We start from the raw sequence: 22,929 nt of genomic DNA on the forward strand, positions 1-22,929 counted from the left end.
TGAGGGAAAAGCGTCAACCCGATCAACCGGGGAAACCGGAGCCGAACGCAACCCCGTGGCGAAGGGACTTATGTGGGAGCAAAGCTTGCTCGCGAAACAGGCACCGCGGTTCCTGAAAGAGCGCCTCGCTTCCACAAGATGGGATTTATCCCCTTGCCACATGGGTTTTCAGGTATTCGGCCAGATGTTCCATGGCTTGGTGAAGATCTGCCGCGGCATCGGCGAGCAGCGGCGTATCGCCTCCCCGACAAGCGCTTTCCAACGCCTCGCAGGCGGCGATCAGGCGTTGTGCCTGGATGATCCGCGCCCCGCCCTTGATCCGATGCGCCAGGTCCGCCAGGCCCGGCAAATCTTGTCGGGTGGACAGCTGCAACAGTCGCGCTGCGTCTTCGGCATTGCTGCTGAGCAGTTCCTCCAGCAGAGCGCTGATGGCGGCCGTGTCGCCGCCGGTCAGTTGTTCCAGGCTGGTCAAGTCGATGCTATCGCTGGGCTCATGCGCCGGCGCATCCGGCGTGACCGAAGCCAGGCACGCGTTGAGTTCCCGAAGGCTGATGGGCTTGAACAGGCAATCGTTCATCCCGGCCTCGGTGCAACGCTCCTTCTCCTCTGGCTGGGCGTTGGCCGTGAACCCCACGATCACGCCGGGCGACAGGTTTTGCACACGCTCTTCGTCGCGAATGGCGCGGGCCAGTTCGTAGCCACTCATCAAGGGCATGTTGCAGTCAGTGATGACCACATCAAAGTGTTCGCTGCGCCAGGCGTGCAGGCCTTCGACACCGTCCTGCGCCTCCCGGACCCGATGGCCCAGGTAGCCCAGTTGCTGGGACAGCAGCAAGCGGTTGGCCGGGTAGTCGTCGACCACCAGGATACTCAGCGCCGGGACCGGCAACAGCGCCTCGACCTCGGCAGGCGGCGCCGTCGGCAGCGCGTCGAGCAGGGGCAGGTCCAACAGAACCTCGACTTGCGTACCCTCCCCCGGCACGCTGCGCAACGTCAGGGTGCCGCCCATCATTTCGCACAACGTGCGGCTGATGACCAGCCCCAGCCCGGAACCGCTGCGGGCCGACTGGGTGCTATGGCCGGCCTGGGTAAAGGGGCTGAACAGGCGGCGCTGGTCATCGGGCGAAATACCGCAGCCGGTGTCCTCGACTCGCAGGCAAATGCCCAGAAGCCCGAACTCAGCGTCCGGCTCTGCGCGCACACTCAGGCGCACCTCGCCCTGGTCGGTGAATTTGATCGCGTTGCTCAGCAGGTTCGAGACGATCTGCTTGAAGCGCAAGGGGTCAATCAACACATCACGGTTGACCGCAGCGTCCAGTACCCGTTGCAGGCGCAGGTGTTTCTGCCGGGCCAGGCCTTCGAAAATCCGTGCCACCGACTCGATCAACTCGTGCAGATTGGCCCGTTGCGGCGTCAGCGACAGCCGGCCCGACTCGATGCGGGCAATGTCGAGGATGTCGCCGATCAAATCCAGCAGGCCATGGGCAGCCCCCGACGCGACCTCGATGGCGTGCCGGTCGACGATACCCTGGTCGGCTTTTTTCAGGGCCAGTTCCAGCAGGCCGATCACCGCATTCATCGGTGTGCGGATCTCATGGCTCATGGTCGCCACGAAGGTGGTCTTGGCCCGATTGGCGTCGTCGGCGCTTTCCTTGGCGACGCGCAATTGCTCCAGCAGCCGCCGCAGATAAATCACCCACCCCAAGGTCACCAGCAACAGCAGCGCAGCGACGGTGAACCCCTGGAGGATCGTGGTGCGGTTGCGCAGCCAGTAGCTGTCGTCGATCACCACCTCACTGCGCCAGCGGTTGGTCAGCTCATCCATCTCTTCGGGAGAAATGCTCAACAGCGCCTTGTCGAGAATCGAGTAAAGCTCCAACGCCCCCCGGCTCGTCGCCAACGCAACGCGCGCAGGCACAGTACCGACGGTACTGGTGACCTGCAGCTTGTCACGGTACTGGCGAGAGATCATGTAACGGGCGCTGATCAGCGGGTTGATCGCTGCGTCCGCCGTGCCGGCGGCGACCATGGCCATGGCGTCGGCGGCATTTTGCGCCGTCACCAACTGCACGCGGGGAAACTGCTCCAGCAGAAACTCGCGCAACACATTGCCACGCACCAACGCCAGGCGCTTTCCGGCCATCTGGTCCAGGGTCAGTGGACCCTTGGCCCGGACAGGCACCACCAGCACGAACGGGTTCGTCAGGTACGGTCGGGTAAAGCGCAACTCGTCTTCGAGTTCGGTGCTGGGTATGGCGGTGGCCAGGATGTCGGCCTTGCCGCTCTTGATCTGCCCAATCAAATCGTCAACCGAGCCGCCGCGCTGCACATCGAATTTCAGACCGGTGCGTAAGCTGATCCGGGCCAGCACGTCGGCACCGATGCCGCGCAAATGGTCCTGTTCATCGAAGAACGTCAGCGGCAGGAAGTTCTCGTTGACGGCCACTTTAATTCGCGGATGGGCATCCAGCCAACGCTGCTCATTGACGCTGAAATGCAGCGCCTGCTGACCCGGCATGCTCGCACCGCCGGCACTCCAGCGGCGCAGGATGCTCATACGTTCGCTGGCGGGAATGGCTTGCAGCGCGGCATTGACGATGCGCAACAAGCGCGCGTTGTCACGACTGACGGCAAAGGCGAAGGGCTGCACTTCCATGCGCGAAAAATCGGCCAGTTGAACATTGTTCAGGTAATTCTTGCTGATCAGGTAATTGGAACTGATCGAATCCCCCAGATAAACGTCAGCCTGACCGAACGCCACGGCACCGATGGCGCTCAAGGTCGAGGGGAACAGCTGCAACGAAGCATCGGGATAAAACGCCTCGACCGTCTCCGGCGGCAAGTAGTGATACAGCATCGCCACCCGCTTGCCCGCCAGGTCCGTGGGCAAGTCCTGGCTGTCATCGATGCGCGCCACCAGGGTGGGCAGATCATCGGCGTAGGCCTGGGACATCGCCAGGTCTGGCTCGGCCGCTTCGAAGCCGTTGGCGGTGCCGAGCATGTCGATCTCACCGCCACGCAAGGCCTGGAGCGATTCGGCACGGGATGGATAGCGTTGAACCTGCACCTTGACGTGCAACAACTGCCCGAGCAACTGGGCGTAGTCGGCCGTCAGGCCTTCATAGTCCGTGCCATTGCCGGTGATGCCGAATGGTGGGTCGTCTGGCGCCGAGGCGCCCAGCAGCAACGTGCCCTTTTGCCGCAGCCAGGTCCAGTCGGCCTCGTCCAGGGACAGCGAATAGTCGCTCACATGGGAACGCCCGAGCACATCCAGCACCTCGGGGGCCGCGCCAACGGTTGGCGCCACACTCAATGAGCCCAGCAACAGCGCCGCCAGGCCTGTGCGCAAAAGCATCATCTGGATCAGTTGTTTCGCTTGGCGTAGTCGGCCCGGCGCACCTCCGACTTCACCAAAAGTCAGGGCGACCGGCTGATTGGGTTCAGACTGCCAATACGAGGGAACAGCGAACCGAGCCTTTCAAACTGCGGGAGGCGTGCAGTGAGTGTAGGAAGTTTCTGAGGAATTTCCTGCGAGTTACCCGAAGCCGGCTTGCCCAGGGACCAGAACTGTGGGAGCGAGCTTGCTCGCTCCCACAGGGTTTTGCTTTGCATTGACTGACGCGTAGCGCAGGTCTGGCCTATACAGCAGCCAACAACACATCTCGCGCCGCACGCGCCTGCCCACGATTGTGCCCGTGCTCGTACAGCGAACCGGCGATTTCATCGGCACGCACCGGCAGGATCGACAGCAAAGTGTCGCTCAGGCCATGGCTGGCCTGGCAGAAGCCCTGCATGTAGATCGCCGCCTTGCAGCGCTCGTCGGTGATCAGCTTGTAGTTGCGATCCACCTCGAAATCCCCCAGGTACTGCGCCAGCGGTTCCAGCAGGGTGCGGTGCATCTGCCGCTCGTAACCGGTGGCCAGCACTACGGCGTCATAACGGCGCACCGTCAGCTCACCGGTGGCGTTGTTGCGCACCGCCAGTTCCACGCCGGCATCGGTGGCCGTGGCCTTCTCCACCGTGGTGAGGGTGCGGAACGCATGACGGGCGATGCCGGAGACTTTCTGGCGATAGAAAATCCCGTAGATGCGCTCGATCAGGTCGATGTCCACCACCGAATAGTTGGTGTTGTGGTACTCGTTGACCAGGCGCTCGCGCTCGCTGTGGGGCTGCTGGAACACCAGGTCGGTGAATTCCGGCGAGAACACTTCGTTGACGAACGGGCTGTCGTCCGCCGGCTTGAGGGCCGAGCCGCGCAGGATCATGTCGACCTGTGCCGAAGGGAAGCTGTCGTTGAGGTCGATGAAGGCCTCCGCCGCGCTCTGCCCGCCGCCGATGATGGCGATCTTCATCGGTTGACCCTTCACGCACGGTTGGCCCGCCATGCGCTCCAGGTACTGGGAATGGTGGAACACCCGCGCGTCGTCCTTGAACGCCTTGAACGCCTCGGGAATGCGCGCCGTACCGCCGGCACTGACCACCAGCGAACGGGTGGTACGCACCAGCTCTGCGCCCTGGGCGTCGCGGGAGATCACCCGCAGCGCTTCGACCTGCTGGTTGTGCAGCACCGGTTCGATGCGCAGCACTTCCTCGCCATAGCGGCTCTGCTCGGTGAAGTGCCCGGCCACCCAGCGCAGGTAGTCATTGAACTCCATGCGGCACGGATAGAAGGTGCCGAGGTTGATGAAGTCCACCAGGCGGCCATGGTGCTTGAGGTAATTGACGAACGAATACGGGCTGGTGGGGTTGCGCAGTGTCACCAGGTCCTTGAGGAAGGAAATCTGCAACTCGCTCTGGGTCACCAGGGTGTTGCCGTGCCAGCGGTAGTCGGCCTGCTTGTCGAGGAACAGCACGTCCAGTTCACCCTGGACCGGCCCCCGCTCCTGCAGCGCGATGGCCAGCGCCAGGTTCGAAGGGCCGAAGCCAATGCCGATCAAGTCGTGAACGATGGGCGATGCAATTGCCTGTGTCATGTCCAGTGTCCTCTGGAAAAGCCCCTCAACAGGGCACGAAAAGCCTGGGGAACCTGACCGGCATTCGAGGCGCCGGCAAGTCGTCTGTTGAGAGGAACGAGGACAATGAAAAAAAATTTACCGCCGGGTGACCGGCGACGATCGAATCAGGGCGCGTCCCACTGTCGCACGCGAACGCGGCAGTGCTTCATGGCGTTGACGATGTGCTTTTCCACCAGCGCTCGGGAAATGCCCAGGCGCTCGGCGATTTGCGGGTGGGACAGGCCTTCGAGCTTGCGCAGCAGGAAACTCTCGCGGCACAGCGGTGGCAGCTCGGCCAGGGCGCGCCGCAGCATGTCCAGACGCTGGCCATGGTCGAGGCTGGTGTGGGGCGACGGAGTGAAGAAGCGTTCTTCGCTGTCCAGCACATCCAGGGATTCGACCTGGCGCAGCGTATTGCGCCGATGCCCGTCGATCACCAGGTTCAGCGCCGTGCGGTAGAGGAATGCCCGAGGCTGTTCGATGGGCGTGTCGCTGGCACGCTCCAGCACCCGCACATAGGCGTCATGCACCACATCCTCGGCCGCCTGGCGGTTGCCAAGCCTGGCATTCAGGAAACACACCAGCTCGCGATAGTAGTTTTCCACCATGACTCCCGCGCGCAATGACTGCGACAGCTATCCCTGTGCCACCCGGCATGCCGGAAAAGGGCATGGCACGATAGTGGCAGATTCAGTCGCGTAATTTATAGTAATTCTCATATAGATTTAAAGCGTTGGTTTGTATCAAGGCGGATTCGTTCCTTTCTATTGGCGGCTTTTGTGGCGAGGGAGCTTGCTCCCGCTGGCTTGCGCAGCAGGCCCAAGGCAGGCAACACCATCGAATCTGACATAAACGGGATTCAGGTTTCAGGGCCGCTTCGCGCCCCAGCGGGAGCAAGCTCCCTCGCCACAGGGGTCTGTGGCGCTTCAACTGTTTTCCCCAACCTGCTACCAAGTGTTTCACCCGCTAAATTCCCGCCCGGAACGCTCGTCTACCAGAACAGCCCCCCGTCCCTGCCCTTCCTGGGACGGGCCCGATATCACCGGCCGGAACCCTGCATGAAACGTCCCCGCCCTACCCGACGCGCCTGGCTTCTCACCTTCGCCCTGCTTCCGGCCGTGGCCTTCGCCGCGTGGCAAGCGGTCGTGCCCAGCCGGGCGCCCCTGGTCACCGCGCCCGTCACCCGTGGCGATATCGAAAACAGCGTCACCGCCCTGGGCACCTTGCAACCGCGGCGTTATGTCGATGTGGGCGCCCAGGCGTCCGGGCAGATCCAGAAGATTCACGTGGAAGCCGGCGACGAAGTGCGTGAGGGCCAATTGCTGGTGGAAATCGACCCGTCCACGCAAAAGGCCCGGCTCGACGCCGGGCGTTTTTCGATCGAGAACCTCAAGGCCCAGCTTCAGGAACAGCGCGCCCAGCACGACCTGGCGCAGCAGAAATTCCGCCGCCAGCAGCAACTCAAGGCCGGCGACGCCACCCGCGAGGAAGACGTGCAGACCGCCCAGGCCGAAGTGCGCGCGACCCAGGCGCGCATCGACATGTTCCAGGCCCAGATCCGCCAGGCCCAGGCCAGCCTGCGCAGCGACGAGGCCGAGCTGGGCTACACGCGCATCTATGCGCCGATGAGCGGCACCGTGGTCGCCGTCGGTGCCCGGGAAGGCCAGACCCTCAACGCCCAGCAGCAAACCCCGCTGATCCTGCGCATCGCAAGGCTGTCGCCGATGACGGTCTGGGCCGAAGTCTCGGAAGCCGACATCGGCCACGTCAAACCGGGCATGACCGCCTATTTCACCACCCTGGCCGGCGGCGGCCGGCGCTGGAGCAGCACCGTTCGCCAGATCCTCCCGGTGCCGCCACGCCCGCTGGAGGCCAGCCAGGGCGGCAGCCCCACGAGCGGGCGCAGCGGCAGCGAGCGGGTGGTGCTCTACACCGTGTTGCTCGACGTCGACAACGCCGACCGCGCGCTGATGACCGACATGACCGCCCAGGTATTTTTCGTCGCCGCCCAGGCCAAGGACGTGCTGACCGTGCCCATCGCCGCCCTGCGGGACGCCAGCCAGGTACAGGTGCTGGCCGACAACGGCGATGTCCAGCCGCGCACCGTTCGCACCGGCGTCAGCGATCGGCTGCGCACCCAGATCCTCGACGGCCTGAGCGAAGGCGACCGGGTGCTGATCGGCCCGGCCAGCGGCAGCGGAGGCTGAATGAACACGCCCCTGATCGAACTGCGGGACATTCGCAAGGCCTATGGCGGTGGCGACAGCCCTCGGGTGGAGGTGCTGCGCGGCATCGATTTGTCCATTCACGCCGGGGAATTCCTGGCGATTGTCGGGGCGTCCGGCTCCGGTAAATCGACCCTGATGAACATCCTCGGCTGCCTCGACCGCCCCACCCACGGCGAGTACCGTTTCGCCGGCGAAGACGTCGCCGGCCTGGGCAGTGACGAACTCGCCTGGCTGCGGCGCGAGGCCTTCGGCTTCGTGTTCCAGGGCTATCACCTGATCCCTTCCGGCACGGCCCAGGAAAACGTCGAGATGCCGGCCATCTACGCCGGCACTTCCGCTGCCGAGCGCCACGCCCGGGCCAGCGCCCTGCTCGACCGCCTTGGCCTGGCCAGCCGCACCGGCAATCGTCCGCACCAGTTGTCCGGCGGCCAGCAGCAACGGGTGTCGATTGCCCGGGCCTTGATGAACGGCGGCCACATCATCCTCGCCGACGAACCCACCGGTGCCCTCGACAGCCAGAGTGGCACCGAGGTCATGGCGTTGCTCGACGAATTGGCGAGCCAGGGCCACGTAGTCATCCTGATCACCCACGACCGCGAAGTGGCGGCCCGGGCCAAGCGCATCATCGAGATCCGCGACGGACTGATCATCAGCGACAGCGCCAGCGCTTTGCCCCACGACGGGCGAGCCAACCCAAAGGCACTGCAAGCGGTGGATCTGCGCCAACGCCTGAGCGCCGGCAGCGAACACAACGGCGCCTGGAAAGGTGAGCTGGTGGACGCGGTGCAGGCGGCATGGCGGGTGATGTGGATCAATCGTTTTCGCACCGCCCTGACCTTGCTCGGCATTGTCATCGGCGTGGCCTCGGTGGTGGTGATGCTGGCCGTGGGCGAAGGCAGCAAGCGCCAGGTCATGGCCCAGATGGGCGCGTTCGGCTCGAACATCATCTACCTCAATGGCAGTGCACCCGCACCGCGCGCCGCCAAGGGCATCATCAGCGAATATGACCTGGCCGCCCTCGCCGACCTGCCCGAGGTACAGCGCATCATGCCGGTCAACGGCGCCGAAGCCAGCGTGCGTTTCGGCAACCTCGATCACACCAGCTACGTCGGCGGCAATGACACCAATTTTCCGACCATTTTCAATTGGCCGGTGGCCGAGGGCAGTTACTTTACCGACGCCGATGAACGCGGCGCCGCGGCGGTGGCGGTGATCGGCCACAAGGTCCGGCAGAAACTGCTCAAGGATGTTTCCGACCCCATCGGCCGCTACATCCTGATCGAGAACATGCCGTTCCAGGTGGTCGGCGTACTGGCGGAAAAAGGCGCCAGCTCCGGGGATTCGGACGCCGACAATCGCGTCGCCATCCCTTATTCCGCCGCCAGTGTGCGGCTGTTCGGCACCCGTCACCCCGAGTACGTGGTGATCGCCGCCCGGGATGCGGGCAAGGTCAAGGAGGCCGAACAGGCGGTCTCCCGCACCCTGTTGCGTCTGCACAACGGCAAGCAGGACTTCGAACTGACCAACAACGCCGCGATGATCCAGGCCGAGGCCCGCACCCAGGGCACACTGTCGCTGATGCTCGGGGCCATTGCGGCGATTTCGCTGTTGGTGGGCGGCATCGGCGTGATGAACATCATGCTCATGACCGTGCGCGAACGGACCCGCGAGATCGGCATTCGCATGGCCACCGGCGCTCGCCAGCGCGACATCCTGCGCCAATTCCTCACCGAAGCAGTGATGCTCTCGGTGGTCGGCGGGCTCGCCGGTATCGGCCTGGCCCTGCTGGTGGGCGGCGCCTTGCTGCTGGGCAAGATCGCCGTGGCCTTCGAATGGCTGGCGGTGTTTGGCGCCTTCGGCTGCGCCCTGGTCACCGGCGTCGTCTTCGGCTTCATGCCCGCCCGCAAGGCCGCCCGCCTCGACCCGGTCGCGGCCCTCACCAGTGAATGAACCCCACCCTATGAAAGCGCACCTGACCCTCCTGGCTGCCAGCCTGTTGCTGGCCGCCTGCGCCACCCCTGCGTCGCCGCCGGACAGCGGCATCCAGCCGCCAGCGGCCTGGCAGTCCCTCGACACACCCAGCGCCCGAGCGGATAACCAGCAATGGTGGACACACTTCGGCAGCCCGCCCTTGAACCGCTTGATCGAACAGGCGCGCCGGGACAGCCACGACCTGGCCGCCGCCATGGCCCGGGTGCGCCAGGCCCAGGCCAGCGCGGTGATCGCCGGCGCGCCGTTGCTGCCGCAGGTCACGGCCGGGCTCAACGGCAATCGCCAGGAGCTGTTGCGCGGCAAAGGCTATAGCCAACTGGACGTCGACCGGGACAACCGCACCATCGATTACTACGACGCCAACCTCAGCGCCACCTATGAGCTGGATTTCTGGGGCGGCAAACGGGCGGCTCGGGACAGTGCGCTGAGCACGCTGTCGGCCAGCCAGTTCGACCGGGCGACCGTGGAATTGACCCTGCTCAGCGGCGTCGCCAACAGCTACACCCAGGCGCTGTCCCTGCGCGAGCAACAGCGCATTGCCGAACAGAACCTGGACAACGCCCAACGCGTACTCGACCTGGTGCAGACCCGCTACGACGCCGGCAGCGCCACGGCCCTGGAACTGTCCCAGCAAAAAAGCCTGGTGGCGGCCCAGCAACGCCGCGTGCCCCAAGTGCAGCAACAGGCCCAGGAAGCCGTGATCACCCTGGCGACGCTGCTGGGGCAACCGGTGCAGTCGGTCAAGCTCGACGACGACAGTTTCGACCGCTTGCACTGGCCCGCCATCGACGCCGGTGTGCCCAGCGAACTGCTGCGCCGTCGCCCGGACATCGCCGCCGCCGAAGCCCGCCTCGCCGCCGCCCAGGCCGACATCACCGTGGCCCGCGCCGCCATGTTGCCCACCGTGACCCTGGGCCTGAGCCTCGCCACCGGCGCCGACATCGCCGACCAGTTGCTGCGCAACAACGTCTACAACCTCACGGCCGGCCTGGCCGCGCCGATCTTCAACAACGGCCGCCTGAGGGCCGAACGAGACAGGGCCACCGCCCGCCAAGAGGAACTGCTGGAACTCTACCGCGCCGCCATCATCAACGGCTTCGCCGACGTCGAAAAAGCCCTGAACGGCATCAACGGCCTGGACCGCCAACGGCAATGGCAAAGCGAAGAACTGCACCAGGCCCAGACCGCCTTCGACATCGCCCAACGCCGCTACCAGGCCGGCGCCGAAGACCTGCTCACCGTACTGGAAACCCAACGCACCCTATACGCCGCCCAGGATATGAACGTGCAACTGAGATTGGCGCGGGTGCAGGCGAGCGTGGCGTTGTACAGGGCGTTGGGTGGGGGTTGGCGGGTAATGTAAGCCCCAAACCCACCTTCAAGCCAAGTAATACATTGTGGCTAGGGTTATCTCCTGTGGGAGCAAGGCTTGCCCGCGATGCAGACGACACGGTTTCCGAGGACCGAGGTGCCTGCATCGCGGGCAAGCCTTGCTCCCACAGATAAATCTCCTAGCCACAAATAGTGTTCGGCTTTGGTTCTGTTTATCGGGCCATGTAGGACTCCCGAGTGAGGCTACGTTGCCTTGCGTCATTGCCTACAACTACGCCAGAATCCGCCGGCTTGTGCGCCTGGCACCCCATCGATAACTTGTTCCCCGTCACTGCTCATCAGTGATCGGGTCTGCAAGCCCGACGAATACCAGGCGCATAGCCGAAGCCAATCGACACGTTCGTGTTCGTTTTATGGCGGCTGTGTGCGGGAGACCTTCGGGTCTGCCGGGTTCCTGGTTTCCCGGTCTTGCAGACCCGCGCATAGCTGCCACCCCATCATCTGCAAGTGATGTCTGGCAGCGCCCTTTGAATAATCAGGAGCTGCACCATGTTCAAGATCACCCCCAACCCCCCCGAAGACGATTCCAAAAAACTCGACGAAGCCGCCGACCGCGCCCTCTCCTACTACCTCGACCTCAAGCCTGAAAAACCTACTCCACCACCGGGCCAGTTGTTCACCGTTGCAGAGAGTGCGGACTTGGAATGCTTGCTGGCCAACCTCAGCGAAACCCTTGCGTCAGTCAATGTCATGGCCAACGAACTGGCCTTTGATCTGGAAGGCGCACGACGGAGTTTCGCCCTGGGGATCCAGCAGATGGTCGAGCTGAGTGAGCTGCTAGCGAACCGCGCCCTGGACATCGCTGCGCCGCGCTGACGCCCCACACTAACCTCAAGCCAAGTGACACCTGTGGCGAGGGAGCTTGCTCCCGCTGGGCTGCGCAGCAGCCCCCAATGGCTGGCTCCTCGGTGGGTCAGGTGTTTGGAGGGGGCTGGTTTTGGGGCCGCTTCGCAGCCCAGCGGGAGCAAGCTCCCTCGCCACAAAAGCAGTCATTCACACAGCCCAGGTTCGGTCAGTTCGGGCCAGAGCTCACACCGGCTTGGACTTGAGATTGCGCGCATACCACGGCCGTTGCGGCACGCGACGAAACAGTTCGGCGAGCTTCTTGTCATCGCTGCCGAAGGTGATGCGCAGGGCCAGTTTCATGGTTTCCGGGTCCATCTCCACCGAGCGTCCGAGCTGCAGCCCCGGCGTGGTGCTGCACCCGTGGGTGTCCGGGCCCAGCCAGGGGTCGGCGATTTCGACCCAGCGGCCCGGGGCGAACCAGGGCACGCCGTTGACCTCGAGCCGGCTCACTTCCCCCGGATGGAAGCGTTCATGGGCGCGGAACCAGTCTTCGAGGCGGTCGTCGATCCAGCCGTGGAAGGCCCAGAACACCGGGTTCACGTGGGAAGAAAACGGATCGCCGAGAAAGTCATTCTCCGGGGCGTACCAACGCTGGGCGAAGTCCGCCGGGTCGCGGGCGAACGGCACCGGGTGGCCGTTGGACGGATCACGCGGCACCGAGGCCCAGCGCATGTGCAGCCAGTCGTGCAGGCCCAATTCCACTTCCGAGCCAAACTGGCCCAGGGTCAGTTTCGCCAGGTAGCGCGGGTCGCGGTAGCGCGATTCCCAGACCTGGAAATTGCTGTGGTAGGTCTCGGCGGTCTTGATGTCGCTGACCCACTGAGCGTACTGCTCGTCGCCATCGGCCAGCCAGGTCGGCGGCAAGGCCGTGCCATCGTGGTTATCGAGGTAACGGGCGAAGCCAAGGCGATCGCGCTCCAGCTCCGGTTGCGGCAAGGGGAAGCGTGGCCACGACGGCAGCGGCTGGAACGAACGGGCCGTGCCGAGCATGTGCCGGTGCATGAAAAAGAAGTCCACGCCCGAGCCATTGCGATCCTTGCGCGGCCCGCGGGCATCGCGCTCCTGGTTCCGTGGGCCGGGCTGCCAGCCGATGCCACGCAGGGCATTGCGCTTGTCCTCGTCCAGGGTGTGCCATTTGTCCCGCGAGGCGTGCCAGAGCTGGTGGAACAGCCGATGCTCGGGCGACACCAGCCAGGCCAGCAGTGCCGGGCTCAACGGCGTGCGCTCCCGGGCCTCGGGGAAGCGCTGCTTGACGGCGATGAAATGATTGTCCAGTTCAGGCGACGCCAAGGGACGGTCCAGGCGCAATACCCGACCGCTGAGGGTGGCGCTGCCGGCATTGCCAAAACCGGCCCAGACTTCGTCCAGGGTCATGATGCATTCATAGTCCGGCGCGTCGTGCTGCGCCCCCATCAGCCGCCAGCTCAGTTGCTTCGGATCGGTTCCGGCCAGGTCGCCCAACACCCGGTAACGCGGCTCCTCGGCAGCGCGCAAACGTTCGGCGCTGTCGAGGTAACCCACCAGGCCACGGCCCCTTTGGCCAATATCGAGGAAAAGCTGCAGATCGTCCTGGGGCAAGCCGTCGAGACCAGCGTCGCGGCCGGTGAAACGGATCGTCCAGATGCCCCGCAACGTATCGGCCCGGCGCTGGCCCGCCACGTCGGCCACGTCGAACGACGCCTCGCCGGGGGTAATGGTCGGGTCCGGCCGGGTCAGTTCGCGATGCCCGTAATACACCGCAGGCACGGCGGCACCGGTCAGCGCCAGGCCTGCCATGAACCATCGTCGAGAAATCGTCATTGCCTTACCTGTGTCCAGCCCTGGAGCGGGCTTTATCCAAGCTAGAACGAGGGGTGGGCTGACAAATTTATAGGCGAGCTGTGAGGGCCTCATCGCGAGCAGGCTCGCTCCCACAATGGATCTGGTACATCCGCGAGAAATCGGTCGACTGTCAGACCGCCATCGCGAGCAAGCTCGCTCCCACAGGTTGACCGCGTTCCAATGTGGGAGCGAGCTTGCTCGCGATGGCGGCCCCGAGCGCACCTAAATTTCCCGCCCGATCACTCGTTCTCCCCAGATAGCAAAGGCCCCCGCGCCTGTCCTTCCAAGGCGAACCTGACTGAGATCGGCAATGACAACACCTCGTTCGAAAAAGGCTCTTTTCATTGGCGTGCCCCTGGCCCTGGCGCTGGCCGTGGGTGGCGGCCTGGCGGCCTGGGACCACTGGTGGCGGGACAACCCCGGCTACCCGGTCAAAGTGATGAAAGAAGCCAGGGAACTGCACGAACGCCTGCTGTCCTTCGACAGCCACATCACCGTGCCGCTGGACTTCGGCACCGCCGGCAATGAAGCCGACAAGGACGGCAGCGGCCAGTTCGACCTGGTGAAAGCCAATCGCGGCCACCTGTCCGGCGCGGCGCTGACGGTGTTCGGCTGGCCGGAGTTGTGGAACGGCCCCAACGCCCCGCACAAGCCCACCGCCGGTTTTGTCGAGGAAGCGCGCAACCAGCAGGAAGTGCGCTACAAGATCATCACCGGCCTGGTCCGGGACTTCCCCAACCAGGTCGCCATCGCCTACACCCCGGATGACTTCCGCCGCCTGCACGGGGAAGGCAAGTTCGCGATCTTCATCAGCATGCTCAACGCCTATCCCCTGGGCCACGACCTGAACCTGCTGGACCTGTGGACGGCGCGGGGCATGCGCATGTTCGGTTTCAGCTACATCGGCAACAACGACTGGGCCGACTCCTCGCGCCCACTGCCGTTCTTCAACGACTCGCCCGACGCCCTGGGCGGTCTGTCGGACATCGGCAAGCAAGCGGTGACGCGCCTGAACGACCTGGGCGTGATCATCGACGTGTCGCAGATGTCGACCCAGGCCCTGGAGCAAGTCGCGCAACTGAGCCGCACGCCCCTGGTGGCCTCCCATTCGGCGCCACGGGCGATGGTGGACATCCCGCGCAACCTCAGCGACAAGGAAATGCAACTGATCAAGGCCAGTGGCGGCGTGGTGCAGATCGTCGGTTTCTCCCAATACCTGCGCCCGCTGACACAAAAGACCCAGGACAAACTCAACGCCCTGCGCGAACGTTTCGACCTGCCGCCACTGCCCAACCTGGCGATGGCGCTGATGCCCGGCGACCCGATCATCGCCGCCTGGCCGGAACAGAAATTCGGCGAATACGCCGCCCAGCTCTACGGCATTCTCGAAGAAGAACCCAAGGCCAGCCTCAAGGACCTGGGGGACGCCATCGACTACACCGTGCGCAAGATCGGCATCGACCACGTCGGCATCAGCTCGGACTTCAACGAAGGCGGCGGTGTGAAAGGCTGGGAGAACGTCGGCGACATCCGCAACGTCACCGCCGAATTGCTGACCCGCGGCTACTCCGAAGCCGACATCGCCAAACTGTGGGGCGGCAATTTCCTGCGAGTCTGGGATCAGGTCCAGAAAGCCGCCCGCCCCGCTGTCGTCTCGATCCAGAAGGCGGCCCAACCATGAATGAGCGTCGTACCTTCCTCAAGCAGGCCGGGATCCTCGCCGCGGGCCTGCCGCTCGCCGCCAACCTGCCCGCCACGGCCAGCGCCGATTCTCTGCCGCCACTGCCCAGGGATAAATGGGCGCAACTACGCTCACTGTTCAACCAGGACCCGGACTACCTGCACTTCTCCAACTTCCTGATCACCACCCACCCGCGCCCGGTGCGCGAGGCCATCGAGCGGCACCGCGCCGCCCTGGATAAAAACCCGGGGCTGTTGATGGACTGGGATCTGGGCGTCACCGAAGAACGCGAGGAAAACGTCCGCACCTGGGCCGGCCGCTACCTGCAAGCGACGCCGAAGCAGATCGCCCTCACCGGCAGCACCACCGAAGGTTTGTCGATCATCTACGGCGGCGTCCACGTGGCGGCCGACCAGGAAATCCTCACCACCGCCCACGAACACTACGCCACCCACACCATCCTCGACCTGCGCACCCAAAGGACGGGGACACGGGTGCGCAAGATCAAGCTGTTCGAGAACGCCCACGACGCCAGCCATGAGCAGATCCTCACGGCCATCGACCGCAACATCCGCCCCGGAACCCGGGTGCTGGGCATGACCTGGGTGCACTCGGGCAGCGGCGTGAAGCTGCCGATCGACAAGATCGGCGCCCTGGTGGACAAGCACAACCAGGGCCGCAGCGATGAGCAGCGGATCATTTTTGTGGTGGACGGCGTGCACGGTTTCGGCGTCGAAGACCTCAGCTTCCCCGCCATGAATTGCGACTTTTTCATCGCTGGCACCCACAAGTGGATGTTCGGCCCGCGCGGCACGGGCCTGGTGTGCAGCCGCAGCGAAGCGCTCAAGTACGTCACGCCGATCATCCCGACCTTCTCCGAAGCCACGGCGTTTTCCACCGTCATGACCCCGGGGGGCTACCACGCTTTCGAGCATCGCTGGGCGGCCGACGAGGCGTTCAAGTTGCACCTGCAACTGGGCAAGGCCGAGGTGCAGGCACGCATCCATGCCCTCAACAGCTACCTGAAAAAGCAATTGGTGGCACAGCCGCAGATCGAACTGGTCACGCCCCTGAGCCCGGAGCTGTCCGCCGGTTTCACCTTCTTCCGGGTCAAGGGTCGCGACAGCGACGAGATCGCCGCCTACCTGATGAAGAACCGGGTGATCGCCGACGCCGTGCATCGCGACGCCGGGCCGGTGGTCCGTACCGCACCGGGGCTGCTCAACACCGAAGCCGAGATCGATCGCTTCATGGGGTTGCTGGGCAAAACGCTCTGAGCCGAACCTTTTTGACCTTATCGAGAGAGATGGATGAACAGTTTTTCGCTGAAGTTTTTCCCGGCATTGGCCCTCGCCGCCCTGCTGCCCTCCGGCGCCCAGGCGTCGCAACCGGGCCAGGTTTTCCGCGACTGCAAGGACTGCCCGGAAATGGTCGTACTGCCCACCGGCACCTTCCAGATGGGCACCCCGGACGACGAAGTGGGCCGCGAACCCGACGAAGGCCCGCTGCACCCGGTGACGTTTGCCAAGCCGCTGGCGATCAGTCGCTTCCAGGTACTCAAGGGCGAATGGTTCGCCTACCTGCGCGACACCGGCTACACCATGCCCGACGGCGATGAGCGCCCCGGTCGGGCGTGCAAGGCCGGCATCCCGGACTACCAGGGCAGCGACCCGCGCAAGCAGTACACCGACCGGCACCCGGCGGTGTGCATGGATTTCGCCGAGGCCAATGCCTACGTGGCGTGGTTGTCGAAAAAGACTGGCAAACCGTATCGGCTGGTCAGCGAGTCCCTGCGCGAATACGCGGCACGCGGCGGCAGCACCGGGCCGTTCCCCTTCCCGTTCGATGAAGGCAAGGCCTACAGCATCGCCCAGCACGCCAACACCTACGGCGCGGCCGACGGCTACAACTTCACCGCCCCGGCCGGCAGTTTCCCGCCCAACGCCTTCGGCGTGTACGACATGCACGGCAACATCTACGAATGGACCGCCGATTGCTACAACGAAAACTATGTGGGCGCCCCGAGCGACGGCAGCGCCTGGCTGACCGGCAAGTGCGAGTTCAAGCGCATCCGCGGCAACGACTGGGGCGAGGCGCCGGTGTTCTCCCGCTCCGGCAACCGCAACGCGCTGGTGCCGGATAATCGGGGGGACTGGATTGGTTTTCGGGTGGCGCGGGATATGTAAATCAACCTGCCCGACACAGACAAGCTTTTGTGGCGAGGGAGCTTGCTCCCGCTGGGCTGCGCAGCGGCTCCAAGATTTTGCGGTCGCTGCGCAACCGAGCGGGAGCAAGCTCCCTCGCCACAATAATGTGTGTCAGGCAGTTCCTCGTTAAATCCCCTCCCCTCCCAATCGTTCTACAGGTGGGCGCGCCCCAACCCGGCGTGCCGCCGTCTTCCAGCCATGCGGTGAATGCCCCGCGATGGCCTTCGCCCTTTTCATCTAGCAGGGAAACCTCCATGAGCCAACCAAAACGCGGGGTGATCAATGAATTGTTCACCCTGCTCAAACCCTTCCGGCTGATTGTCATCGGCGCCATCCTGCTGGGCATGGTCGGTGGCCTGAGCGTGACCGTGCTGCTGGCGACCATCAACCAGGTGCTGCACGCCGAAGGCGGGTTGAGCCACACCGTGGTGGGCGTGTTCGCCGGGTTGTGCCTGCTGGCCCTGGTCAGCTCCATCTGTTCCGACATCGGCACCAACTACGTCGGCCAGAAGATCATCGCCAAACTGCGCAAGGAGCTGGGGGAAAAAGTCCTCTCGGCGCCCATCCAGCAGATCGAACGCTACCGCAGCCATCGCCTGATCCCGGTGCTGACCCACGACGTCGACACCATCAGCGATTTCGCCTTCGCCTTCGCCCCTCTCGCCATCTCCCTGACCGTCACCCTCGGGTGCATGGGTTACCTGGCCATGCTGTCGTGGCCGATGTTCCTGATGATGGTCGTGGCGATTGTCATCGGCACCGTGGTGCAGTACATCGCCCGCGGTCGTGGGATCAAGGGTTTCATGGAGGCTCGCGACTCCGAGGACGAATTGCAGAAGCACTACAACGCCATCGCCGAAGGCGCCAAGGAACTGCGTATCCATCGCCCCCGTCGGCAACGCATGTTCGTCTCAGGCATCGAGCAAACCGCCGACAAGATCTGCGACACGCAGATCCGCTCGGTGAACATCTTCGTGATCGCCAAGACCTTCGGCTCGATGCTGTTCTTCGTGGTGATCGGCCTGGCCCTGGCCCTGCAATCGCTGTGGCCGAGCGCCGACAAAGCGGTGATGAGCGGTTTCGTGCTGGTGTTGCTGTACATGAAAGGCCCACTGGAGCACCTGATCGGCACCCTGCCGATCGTCAGCCGTGCGCAGATCGCCTTTCGCCGCATCGCCGAGTTGTCGGAGCAGTTTTCATCCCCTGAACCGCACCTGCTGCTCAATGACCAGGGCCAGCCGAAAACCCCGGTGCAGACCCTGGAGCTGAGCAATGTGGCCTACAGCTTCCCGGCGGTGGAAGGCGCCACGCCGTTCCGCCTGGGGCCGGTGAACCTGAAGATCGACCAGGGCGACATCGTGTTCATCGTCGGTGAAAACGGCTGTGGCAAGACCACGCTGATCAAGCTGCTGTTGGGCCTGTACGCGCCGCAGCAAGGGGAAATCCGCCTCAACGACCACGTGGTGACGGCCGTGACCCGCGACGACTATCGACAGTTGTTCACGACGATTTTCGCCGACTACTACCTGTTCGACGACATCGTCCAGGGCGACACCCATATCCCGGACGACGCCAACCAATACCTGCAACGCCTGGAGATCGCCCACAAGGTCAGCGTGCGCGACGGCGCCTTCACCACCACCGACCTGTCCACCGGCCAACGCAAGCGCCTGGCACTGGTCAATGCGTGGCTGGAGGAACGCCCGGTGCTGGTCTTCGACGAATGGGCCGCCGACCAGGACCCGACCTTCCGGCGGATTTTCTACACCGAGCTGCTGCCGGACCTCAAGCGCCTGGGCAAGACCATCATCGTGATTTCCCACGACGACCGTTACTTCGACGTGGCCGACCAATTGGTGCGCATGGAAGCCGGCCGCGTCATCACCGAATTGCAATCCGCGTAAATAATCACGATTCTCATTCTGGTTTTTCCGGGGTCGTGCGTCCTAATTAAGAATTGATAACAACTACACCCCTATTAAAACTAAAACCTGCAAGAGTGAAACACATGCCAGCAACTCCGGGGATTCCACGTTTTACCAAGGCACTGATCATGCGCCGCCTGCTGCAACCAGGCTTCAGCGCCACCGCGTTCAGCCTGGCACTGGCCATGCCGTTCAGCGCGCAGGTCCAGGCACAGGAAGTCGACCTCAATATTCCGGCGCAGTCGCTGGCCAGTGCCCTGCAGGCGTTGAGCAATCAATCGAACATGCAAGTGCTCTACAGCGCCAACGATGTCCAGGGCCTGCGCAGCCAGCCGGTCAGCGGCCGGTTGTCGCCGGCCCAAGCGTTGTCGCAGATGCTGGTGGGGACCGGCGTCATGTTCACCATTCAAGGCAACACGGCCAGCGTGCGCGCCAGGACGGCGGGCGACTCGCTGGAACTGGGCGCCACCACCATCACCGGTAAATCCGTGGAGTCCGCCTACGGTCCGGTGGACGGTTACGTCGCCACCCGCAGCGCCACCGGCACCAAGACCGACACGCCGATCCTGGAGATCCCGCAGACCATCAACGTGGTCACCGCCGAGCAGGTCGCCACCCAGGGCGCACGCAACCTGACCCAGGCCCTGCGCTACACGCCGGGGCTGAACACCGGCGGCTTCACCGACCGCAACGCCATCGCCGACGAAATCACCAGCCGGGGATTCTCGCCCACGCCGCTGTACCTCGACGGGGCCTACCTGCCCTACGCCGGCAGCCTCGGCGGCGCGCCGCAAATCGACCCGTACACCCTGGAACGCATCGAAGTGCTCAAGGGCCCCTCGTCGGTGCTGTACGGGCAGAACCAGCCCGGCGGCCTGATCAACATGGTCTCCAAGCGCCCGACCACGGAACAGCGCAGCCAGATCAAGCTGGGCGCGGGCAGCTACAGCCGGGTCAACGGCGCGTTCGACACCAGCGGCCCGATCGACGACCAGAAGGAATTCAGTTATCGCGTCATCGGCGTGGCGAAAAAAGGCAACCAACAGGTCGATCACACCCACAGCGAACGCATGCTGCTGACGCCGAGCCTGACCTGGGCGCCCAACGAAGACACCTCGCTGACCGTGCTGGCGCAGATCCAGCGCGACGACGGCCTGGAGGACTACCAGGCGCTGCCGAGGATCGGCTCCCTGGAGCGCGGCCCCAACGGCCAGCGGATCGACCGGGACTTTTTCTCCGGCGATACGCGGTGGAACGACTACAAGCGCGACCAGTTCATCCTGGGCTACGACTTCAGCCACAACCTCACCGATGACCTGAAATTCCGCTCCACGGCGCGCTACACCGACGTGCGTGACCAGTACCGGGGGTTCTACCTGCGCAGCTTCGTCACCACCGGTGGCGTGACTGACCAGACCCAGGCCAACCGCGTAAAACTCGACTGGCAGCAGCACAACACCGCCTACACCGTCGATAACAACGTGGAATACAAATTCAACACCGGCGCCCTGGAACACACCACCCTGGCGGGCGTGGACTATCGTCATTTCAACCGCAAGTACGACGGCTACAACGCCTACAACGTCGCGCCGATCGACCTGTACGGCAATAACAACAACTACGACACCGGCAGCGTGACCCCGACGCTGGACACCAAGTGGGACAACACCGTTCGCCAGACCGGCGTCTACCTGCAGGACCAGATCAAGCTGGACAAGTGGATCCTGACCGTGGGTGGCCGCCAGGACTGGGCCGAAGTGGACAACAAGGACCTGCTGGCGGGCACCGTCTCGTCACTGCGTGACAACAAGTTCACCGGCCGGGTGGGCCTGACCTATGTCACCGATTTCGGCCTGGCGCCGTACATCAGCTACTCGGAATCCTTCCTGCCGACCACCGGCACGGACGCTAGCGGCAACGCCTTCAAGCCGACCGAAGGCGAGCAATACGAAGTGGGCGTGAAGTACCAGCCGTTCGACAAGACGATGATTACCGCCTCGGTGTTCCAGATCAAACAGAAGAACCTGGTGACCGCCGACCCCGCCGATCCGCAGAACTCGATCCAGTCGGGCCAGGTGCGTTCACGGGGCGTTGAATTGGAAGTCAAATCCACGGTCGACAACATCGACGTCATGGCCGCTGCCACCTACCTCGACTCGTTCTACACCAAGGACAACTACGGCAACGAGGGCAACCGCAGCGAACAACAGGCTCCGTTCTCCGCCACGCTGTGGGTCGACTACCACTTCACCCAGGCCGTCCTCAATGGCCTGACCTTCGGCGCAGGCGCCCGCCACACCGGCCGCAAGCCGGGCGATGCGGCCAACTCGTTCGACGTACCGGCCTTCACCGTGTTCGACACCACCATCAGCTATGACATGGGCAAGGCCACCTCGAGCCTGCGTGGCGTCACCACCAGCCTGAACGTGCAGAACGTCTTCGACCGCGAATACGTGTCCCACTGCAACTACTCGTTCGGCTGCTACTACGGCCAGGAACGCGTGGCCTCGCTGGACGTGACCTACGACTTCTAAGCAATACCCCACACAAAAAAACCGGGCCTGGCCCGGTTTTTTTGTGCCTGCAAAATACTGAAATCACCACAAAACAACTGTGGGAGCGAGCTTGCTCGCGATGGCGGTGTATCAGGCACTTAAGTGCTGGCTGACCTGCCGCTATCGCGAGCAAGCTCGCTCCCACAGGGGATCTGTGGCCTATGCAAATTCTGAGACCACCCACAGTTGTTTTGTGGTGTTTCAGGCAGTGAGTGCAATCCGCAAGGCTTGGCTCAATTGCGCGTACACCTCGTCAATCTCCGGCACCACGCTCTGCAAACGCAGGTAGTCGTGGATCAGGCCGGTGTATTCGATCAGCTCCACGCTTACCCCCTGTTCCTGCAAGCGCCGGGCGTAGGCGCGGCCTTCGTCGAGCAGCGGGTCATGGCCGGCCAGGGCGATCAGGGCCGGGGCCAGGCCTGGGTAACCGGGTGCCAGCAACGGCGAGAAACGCCAGTCCAGGCGATCGCTGGGCTCATTGGCGTAGTGCCGGTAGAACCACTCCAGGGTTTCGCTCTCCAGCAGATACCCTTCGCCGAACAACTCGGTGGATGGGCTGCTGGTGGACGCATCGGTCACCGGGTAGCAGAGCAACTGAAAGCACGGTTGGATCGCCAGGGAGGCGGGTTCCAGGGCCGCTTGCAGCGCAAGCACCGTCGCCAGTGTCGCGCCGACGCTGTCGCCGCCGAACGCCACGCGGCTGAGGTCCAGGCCTTCGGCGCGGGCCTGCCGGGCCAGCCAGTCGAGGGCATCGGCGCCGTCGTTCAGCGGGGTCGGGAAGGTGTGTTCCGGGGCCAGGCGATAGCCCACCGACAACACCGCGCACGGCGTCCGGGCGCAGAATTCGCGGCAGACACCATCGTGGGAGTCCAGGCTGCCGACCACATAGCCGCCGCCGTGAAAGTACACCAGCACCGGCAACACCTGGGCCGCAGCCGTGGCCGGACGATACAGACGCAGGGTCAGCGGCGCACCGTCACGGGCGGTGAATGCGTGAGCGGCGCACTGCACATCCGCCGGAGCGTTCCAGCGCAATTGCCCGGTGGTACGCTCGAACGCCTCGCGGGCCTGGGCCGGCGTCGACAGGTGAAACGGCCCAGGGCCCTCGGCCTGGCTTTCTTCGGCCAGGTCGAGGAAGGCGTTGAGTTCCGGATGCAGGGACATCGCAGGGGTTCCTTGTGAAAAACCATGGGTAAAAGATGAGCCACTCAGGCTCATGCAAAACCCTGTGGCGAGGGAGCTTGCTCCCGCTGGGCTGCACAGCAGCCCCAATGGCCAGCACCTCGGT

Annotated in this window: 14 protein-coding genes; 9 read left to right on the plus strand and 5 right to left on the minus strand. The window is 64.1% G+C overall.

The genetic code is table 11. The features are described 5' to 3' along the window. Positions 1 to 145 precede the first annotated feature (145 nt). The 3 genes from PBDP_RS20245 to PBDP_RS20255 all read right to left on the minus strand — a co-directional run bounded on the left by PBDP_RS20245 (position 146) and on the right by PBDP_RS20255 (position 5,602). Entirely contained in the window at positions 146 to 3,358 is a 3,213-nt protein-coding gene (locus PBDP_RS20245) for an ATP-binding protein (RefSeq protein WP_212801229.1), read from the minus strand. A gap of 280 nt (positions 3,359 to 3,638) precedes the next feature. Further along, positions 3,639 to 4,973 (minus strand): lysine N(6)-hydroxylase/L-ornithine N(5)-oxygenase family protein, encoded by a 1,335-nt coding sequence (locus tag PBDP_RS20250; protein WP_116833064.1) that lies wholly within the window; start codon positions 4,971 to 4,973, stop codon positions 3,639 to 3,641. A gap of 146 nt (positions 4,974 to 5,119) precedes the next feature. Continuing rightward, entirely contained in the window at positions 5,120 to 5,602 is a 483-nt protein-coding gene (locus tag PBDP_RS20255; RefSeq protein ID WP_109754564.1) for a sigma-70 family RNA polymerase sigma factor, read from the minus strand. A 450-nt stretch (positions 5,603 to 6,052) separates the two neighbouring features. On the opposite strand from PBDP_RS20255, the gene PBDP_RS20260 reads away from it, so the two are divergent. From PBDP_RS20260 to PBDP_RS20275, 4 genes are all read left to right on the plus strand, one after another. Next, positions 6,053 to 7,201 (plus strand): efflux RND transporter periplasmic adaptor subunit, encoded by a 1,149-nt coding sequence (locus PBDP_RS20260; RefSeq protein WP_212801230.1) that lies wholly within the window; start codon positions 6,053 to 6,055, stop codon positions 7,199 to 7,201. After that, positions 7,202 to 9,172 carry a MacB family efflux pump subunit gene (locus tag PBDP_RS20265; protein ID WP_212801231.1) on the plus strand — a complete coding sequence of 657 codons (1,971 nt, stop codon included), beginning with the start codon at positions 7,202 to 7,204 and terminating at the stop codon, positions 9,170 to 9,172. A 10-nt stretch (positions 9,173 to 9,182) separates the two neighbouring features. Next, positions 9,183 to 10,577, plus strand: coding sequence for an efflux transporter outer membrane subunit (locus tag PBDP_RS20270; RefSeq protein ID WP_212801232.1), 1,395 nt, complete (start codon positions 9,183 to 9,185; stop codon positions 10,575 to 10,577). A gap of 518 nt (positions 10,578 to 11,095) precedes the next feature. Beyond that, on the plus strand, positions 11,096 to 11,422 hold the full coding sequence (locus tag PBDP_RS20275; protein ID WP_109754560.1) for a DUF6124 family protein: 327 nt from the start codon (positions 11,096 to 11,098) through the stop codon (positions 11,420 to 11,422). A 213-nt stretch (positions 11,423 to 11,635) separates the two neighbouring features. Here the strand turns inward: PBDP_RS20275 and pvdP are convergent, their stop codons facing one another. Beyond that, a complete protein-coding gene (gene pvdP / locus PBDP_RS20280) occupies positions 11,636 to 13,252 on the minus strand; it encodes a pyoverdine maturation tyrosinase PvdP (RefSeq protein ID WP_109754559.1) in 1,617 nt (538 codons plus the stop codon). A 331-nt stretch (positions 13,253 to 13,583) separates the two neighbouring features. Between pvdP and pvdM the strand changes: the two genes are divergently transcribed. The 5 genes from pvdM (at position 13,584) to PBDP_RS20305 (ending at position 21,620) form a co-directional block, all read left to right on the plus strand. Next, the gene (gene pvdM, locus PBDP_RS20285; RefSeq protein ID WP_212801233.1) at positions 13,584 to 14,954 is read left to right on the plus strand and encodes a pyoverdine-tailoring dipeptidase-like protein PvdM; all 1,371 of its coding nucleotides are present in this window, start codon (positions 13,584 to 13,586) and stop codon (positions 14,952 to 14,954) included. Continuing rightward, positions 14,951 to 16,231, plus strand: coding sequence for a pyoverdine-tailoring periplasmic protein PvdN (gene pvdN, locus PBDP_RS20290; RefSeq protein WP_109754557.1), 1,281 nt, complete (start codon positions 14,951 to 14,953; stop codon positions 16,229 to 16,231). Before pvdM ends, pvdN begins: the two co-directional genes overlap by 4 nt. Positions 16,232 to 16,264: 33 nt before the next feature. After that, positions 16,265 to 17,140 carry a dihydropyoverdine dehydrogenase gene (gene pvdO, locus PBDP_RS20295; RefSeq protein WP_109754556.1) on the plus strand — a complete coding sequence of 292 codons (876 nt, stop codon included), beginning with the start codon at positions 16,265 to 16,267 and terminating at the stop codon, positions 17,138 to 17,140. Between the two features lie 275 nt (positions 17,141 to 17,415). Continuing rightward, positions 17,416 to 19,065: a cyclic peptide export ABC transporter gene (locus PBDP_RS20300; RefSeq protein ID WP_212801234.1), complete on the plus strand. Its 1,650-nt coding sequence runs from the start codon at positions 17,416 to 17,418 to the stop codon at positions 19,063 to 19,065. Between the two features lie 104 nt (positions 19,066 to 19,169). Further along, positions 19,170 to 21,620, plus strand: coding sequence for a TonB-dependent siderophore receptor (locus PBDP_RS20305; protein WP_212801235.1), 2,451 nt, complete (start codon positions 19,170 to 19,172; stop codon positions 21,618 to 21,620). A 222-nt stretch (positions 21,621 to 21,842) separates the two neighbouring features. Here PBDP_RS20305 and PBDP_RS20310 read toward each other — a convergent pair whose 3' ends face one another. Next, positions 21,843 to 22,805 carry an alpha/beta hydrolase gene (locus PBDP_RS20310; RefSeq protein WP_109754553.1) on the minus strand — a complete coding sequence of 321 codons (963 nt, stop codon included), beginning with the start codon at positions 22,803 to 22,805 and terminating at the stop codon, positions 21,843 to 21,845. Positions 22,806 to 22,929 lie beyond the last annotated feature (124 nt).

Source organism: Pseudomonas sp. St290, assembly GCF_018325805.1.
Classification (GTDB): Bacteria; Pseudomonadota; Gammaproteobacteria; order Pseudomonadales; family Pseudomonadaceae; genus Aquipseudomonas; species Aquipseudomonas bijieensis.

What these genes read in the sequence shown, in the direction of transcription:
- PBDP_RS20245 (WP_212801229.1), bottom strand. Translation starts at nt 3,358, where the DNA reads ATGATGCTTTTGCGCACAGGCCTGGCGGCGCTGTTGCTGGGCTCATTG.
- PBDP_RS20250 (WP_116833064.1), bottom strand. Translation starts at nt 4,973, where the DNA reads ATGACACAGGCAATTGCATCGCCCATCGTTCACGACTTGATCGGCATT.
- PBDP_RS20255 (WP_109754564.1), bottom strand. Translation starts at nt 5,602, where the DNA reads ATGGTGGAAAACTACTATCGCGAGCTGGTGTGTTTCCTGAATGCCAGG.
- PBDP_RS20260 (WP_212801230.1), top strand. Translation starts at nt 6,053, where the DNA reads ATGAAACGTCCCCGCCCTACCCGACGCGCCTGGCTTCTCACCTTCGCC.
- PBDP_RS20265 (WP_212801231.1), top strand. Translation starts at nt 7,202, where the DNA reads ATGAACACGCCCCTGATCGAACTGCGGGACATTCGCAAGGCCTATGGC.
- PBDP_RS20270 (WP_212801232.1), top strand. Translation starts at nt 9,183, where the DNA reads ATGAAAGCGCACCTGACCCTCCTGGCTGCCAGCCTGTTGCTGGCCGCC.
- PBDP_RS20275 (WP_109754560.1), top strand. Translation starts at nt 11,096, where the DNA reads ATGTTCAAGATCACCCCCAACCCCCCCGAAGACGATTCCAAAAAACTC.
- pvdP (WP_109754559.1), bottom strand. Translation starts at nt 13,252, where the DNA reads ATGACGATTTCTCGACGATGGTTCATGGCAGGCCTGGCGCTGACCGGT.
- pvdM (WP_212801233.1), top strand. Translation starts at nt 13,584, where the DNA reads ATGACAACACCTCGTTCGAAAAAGGCTCTTTTCATTGGCGTGCCCCTG.
- pvdN (WP_109754557.1), top strand. Translation starts at nt 14,951, where the DNA reads ATGAATGAGCGTCGTACCTTCCTCAAGCAGGCCGGGATCCTCGCCGCG.
- pvdO (WP_109754556.1), top strand. Translation starts at nt 16,265, where the DNA reads ATGAACAGTTTTTCGCTGAAGTTTTTCCCGGCATTGGCCCTCGCCGCC.
- PBDP_RS20300 (WP_212801234.1), top strand. Translation starts at nt 17,416, where the DNA reads ATGAGCCAACCAAAACGCGGGGTGATCAATGAATTGTTCACCCTGCTC.
- PBDP_RS20305 (WP_212801235.1), top strand. Translation starts at nt 19,170, where the DNA reads ATGCCAGCAACTCCGGGGATTCCACGTTTTACCAAGGCACTGATCATG.
- PBDP_RS20310 (WP_109754553.1), bottom strand. Translation starts at nt 22,805, where the DNA reads ATGTCCCTGCATCCGGAACTCAACGCCTTCCTCGACCTGGCCGAAGAA.